The organism is Paraconexibacter sp. (assembly GCF_041602235.1).
Classification (GTDB): Bacteria; Actinomycetota; Thermoleophilia; order Solirubrobacterales; family Solirubrobacteraceae; genus Paraconexibacter.
Map to the genome: position 1 here is coordinate 1 of NZ_JBFIGP010000309.1, position 4198 is coordinate 4198.

The following is a 4198-nucleotide window of genomic DNA, read 5'->3' on the forward strand; positions in this document are numbered from 1 at the left end:
GGCGGTACAGCAGATGATCGGCGCCTGCGGGTTGACGGAGGCGTCGCCCGTGAGCATCCCGACGTTGTCCGCCCCGAACGTCTCGCACAGCGCGAAGAACTTCTCGGAGACGAGAGCCTTGATGGGCGCCGTGTAGAACGTCGTGCGGTCGTCGGCCAGCGCGGCGAAGTGCGCCGCCACGGCCACGAGCGACTTCCCCGAGCCCGTCGGCGTGGCGAGCACCACGTTGCTCCCGCTGAAGAGCTCGATCGCCGCCTCGTCCTGATGGGGATAGAGCTCCAGGCCCTGCTCCTGAGCCCACGCCGTGAAGGCGTCGTAGAGCTCATCGGCGGTGGAGCCTCTGGGAAGGGCGTCGAGCAGGGTCATGCGGTTGCTCCCACGCTAGCGGTCGCCGTCCGAGCGCCGGTCCGGCCCCTCGGAGCCTGGTCGAGTGCCGCGCGGGTCGCGGTCAGGTGCGCTCCACGCGCGTCGAGCCCCGTCCGACCCTGAAGCGGGCCAGATCCTCGACCTGCGACCGAGGCTCGAAGACCGTCCTGGGCCGGCGGTAGGTGACCACGAGTTCATCGGGACGCACCTCCATCACGCCGTACCCGCGCGAGGAGACCTCGACGTACTCGATGTGCGGGTTCATCGCCCGCAGGCCGTTCTCGGTGACGACCGGGTCGGCGGGCACGCTCTCCCGGATCCCTGTCGAGGTGATCGAGCCACCGATGAACTCGGTGGCGGCCGGGGTCCCGCCGATGCGTCCGGTCGTCGTCACCGTTCCGGCGAAGAACGTGTGGATGTCGCCGGTCAGGACCGTGATGTCCTGGACCCCGCCCCTCAGCGCCTCCTCGAGCAGGCTCTGGCGCTCGGCGGCGTAGCCGTCCCACTGGTCGGCGTTGAACGGGATCCCCGTGGGCACGTCGAGCCCCATCATCATCACCTGGTTGGCGATCACCTTCCACGCCGCCCGGCTGTCCCGCAGTCCGTCGCCCAGCCAGCGACGCTGGCGCTCGCCCAGGATCGACCGTCCGGGCGCTCCGGCCTGGGGGCACGGCGAGGCGCTGGGGCACGCCAGGGCGTCGCGGTACTGGCGGGTGTCGAGCATGAAGATCTCGGCCTGCCCCACACGCATCGACCGGTACAGCCGGAAGCCGTCGTCGCGGAAGCGCGGCATCGGGAGGTGCTCGAAGAACGAGAGGTAGCCGGCCCGTCTGCGCTCCGCGAAGGGCACGCGCCGCTCGCGCAGGGGGTCACCCTCGTGGTCGGCCGCGTAGTCGTCCTCGGCCTCGTGGTCGTCCCAGATGGCCACGAGCGGGTGCGCGGCGTGCATCGCGCGCAGGTGCTCGTCGGACTGGTACAGCCGGTACTTCTGCCGGTACTCGGCGAGGGACTGCACGTCACCGTCACCCAGCGCGCCGGTCTCGTCCCGCCGATCCTCGACGAGGCGGCGCTCCGCCGGCTCCTCGTAGACGTAGTCGCCGAGGCTCACCACCAGATCGAGGTCGTCCTCGGCGGCAAGACCGGCGTGGGCGGTGAAGTACCCCTGGTGCCACTTCTGACACGAGAAGAACCCGATGCGCACGGGCTCCCGCGAATCGGGCGGCAGCGCCGTACGGAAGCGTCCGACCGGCGAGGAGCCATCCCGCGTCACGAAGCGGTACCAGTACTGCTCGCCGGGGCGCAGCTTCGACGAGCGGACGAGACGCTTGGCGCAGTAGTCGCGGATGGGAGCCGCGCGCGTGCGCTGGCGCAGCAGGACACGCCGGAAGTCCGGGTCCGACGACACCTCGATCTCGAGCAGCCCCGCTCGCTCGATGCCATCGACCCGCGTCATGAGCACCGCCCCGTCCGTGAGCGGCGCGCCGGAGATCACACCGGTCGGGAACGTGCCGCCGCGCAGGAGCTGCGTCCGCCGCCGTGCGCGACGCGCCGCGGCGGCGGCGACCGGATCCGCTGCGGCGAGTGCGGTGGCCCCGAGCGCGGTGCCCACGCCGAGGCGCAGGGCGGTCCGCCGTGTCATGTCCGCGGTCATGGGTCCGTATTCAGGAGCATCCGAGGGACGATCGTGTGAACGCGGCGTGAAACCGCGAGTCGGTGCCCCGCTCATCGGCGCCCGGCACAGGTCCGGTAGCGGCGGTCGTCGCGGTACACGCGCCCGTCGCTGCCCTCGGCGGTCACCGTCACGCGGTAGCGCCCCTTGCGCTTGCCACGCAGGTCGACGACTGCTGTCCAGCGTCCCCGGGAGCGGCGGACCTTCGCTGCACGCCCGTCGACCCGGACCCTGACGGATCGCAGCCTCACGCCGCGGCGGGGCTCGCGGACCCGGATGCTGAACCGCCGGCGGCTCGCGCACGCCCGCCGCCGCGCCAGCAGCGAGTCGTCCGGCAGCACGCCGAAGGTCAGGAAGCTCGGGGACCTGGGGTCCATCGCGACCGTGTTGACGGCACCGATCTGCGCCACGGCGTCGGGTGCCGTGGCGAGCAGATGCGGGATGTCCCCGTTCGTGAGCGCCAGGCGCAGGCGGTGCCCCTTGCGCAGCAGGGCGTTCGTGCCGAACAGCTCCACGTTGAGCGTCTCGAGCTTCCCCGGGGTGACCGGCTGCAGGCTCTCCCGGGTGAACGGGTGGAAGGGCGCCACGAGATCCCCGTCGGGCGTGACCGTCGACCGCGCGCGATCGACCGCGCGTCGCGAGGGCATCAGCCAGCCCATCGTCAGTTCGTTGGACTCGCCGGACGGGGCCACGTCGGTCACGGTGGCGATCCACGTCGTGTCCCGCGCCGTCGTCGAGGCCCGCAGGGTCAGTCCGAGCGGGCCGGAGACGCGGGTGTCCGCCCCGAGCGGCGGCGAGGTGAACACGAGCGCGCCCGTCTCGTTGACGCGGTTGTCGGACTCGCACTGCTGTCCCGGGGTGAACGCGCCGGCCGTCCACTGCGCGCTGGAGCGGGAGCAGACGCCCGCGACCGGATTGGCGGGGTTCGTGACGCTGGAGGCGCTCTCGGGCGGGCCCGAGGCGAGGGTCCCGTCGTTGACGGAGTTGCCCGACGTGCCGCTCTTCTTCGGCGTCAGGTACAGACGGCGGTACTCGAGCGCCCCCGGGTACGCGCGCTGCGTGGTCCAGCGTCCCGATCCGATCTCGTAGAGCGTCACCGGACCGAAGTCCTCGACGCCGTTGCGCTCGCCCTTCACCCACCGGTCGAACCACGCCAGCGCCAGGGTCTCGAGCGTGGGCGGCGTGTCCTTCGCGCCCAGACCTCGACCTGCGGTGATGTGGTACCAGGGCCCCATCAGGAGCTGCTTGCGGCCGGCGGGCAGGTCGAGCTGCTGGTACAGGAGGGGCTCACCGCGCTGGAACAGGTCCCACCAGCCGCCGACCACGAAGGTGGGCACGTCGATGCGGTCGGCGACCGTCCCCGGGGAGCGCTGGCGGTAGAAGTCCCCGTCGTAGGCGAGGTCGCCTCCCCCGGCCATGCTCGCGGCCGCGGGGACCTGGAAGCGGGCCGCCCCCTGGACGTGGTCCATGAGCGCCGCAGCGGCCTGGGCGGGATCGGAGGTGGCCGCGCCGACCGGCAGGGCCCCGAGCCCCGTGACGGCGCCCATCCACAGCGGGATGAACCCGGCGTCGATGCTGCCCCCGTGCCAGATGACGTCCCGGTAGACGTCCTGGGCCGGGATGATCGGGAACATCGCCTTCAGCCCGGCGGGACGCGCCGCGCCGGTGAAGAACTGGTTGATGGCCATGTAGGACGTGCCGTAGGTCGCCCACCTGCCGTCGGAGAACGGCTGTTGCACGAGCCACGCGGCGATCTCACGGGAGTCCTGCTGCTCCCGCGGTCCGAACGAGTCCCAGTGACCGCCCGAGTTCCCGGTACCGCGCACGTCGACGATCACGTGCACGTAGCCGTGCCTGACGAACGTCTCGACCACACCGCCGAACGCCGGGGAGTTCTTGTTGTAGGGCTTCTGCCCGAGCACGACCGGGAAGCGCTGCTCGACGGGGCTCCCATCGGCCCGGGCGGGCCGGTAGATGTCCGCCAGCAGCGTGACGCCGTCGCTCATCACGATCGGGACGTCGGCGGTCTTGTGAACGGCCGGATGGTCGTCGGGCCCCTGTGTGAGCTCGGGGCCTGCCGCCGGGGCGGGGGCGGCGAGGAGACCGCAGACCGTGACGAGCGTCACGGCTGTGCACCACGCGTCCCGCAGACGCGCTGCCGAC

3 protein-coding genes are annotated in these 4198 nt (G+C 71.9%); all 3 read right to left on the reverse strand.

What is annotated here, in order from left to right:
- Window positions 1–366 (reverse strand): DEAD/DEAH box helicase (locus ABYE80_RS17705; protein WP_372791629.1); only part of this gene is annotated, 366 nt, incomplete at its 3' end.
- An 82-nt stretch (window positions 367–448) separates the two neighbouring features.
- Entirely contained in the window at window positions 449–2017 is a 1569-nt protein-coding gene (locus tag ABYE80_RS17710) for an alkaline phosphatase (RefSeq protein ID WP_372791630.1), read from the reverse strand.
- Window positions 2018–2088: 71 nt separating this feature from the next.
- Window positions 2089–4198, reverse strand: a 2110-nt coding sequence (locus tag ABYE80_RS17715) for a CocE/NonD family hydrolase (protein ID WP_372791631.1), incomplete at its 5' end; no start/stop codon positions are given.

What these genes read in the sequence shown, in the direction of transcription:
- ABYE80_RS17710 (WP_372791630.1), bottom strand. Translation starts at nt 2,017, where the DNA reads ATGACCGCGGACATGACACGGCGGACCGCCCTGCGCCTCGGCGTGGGC.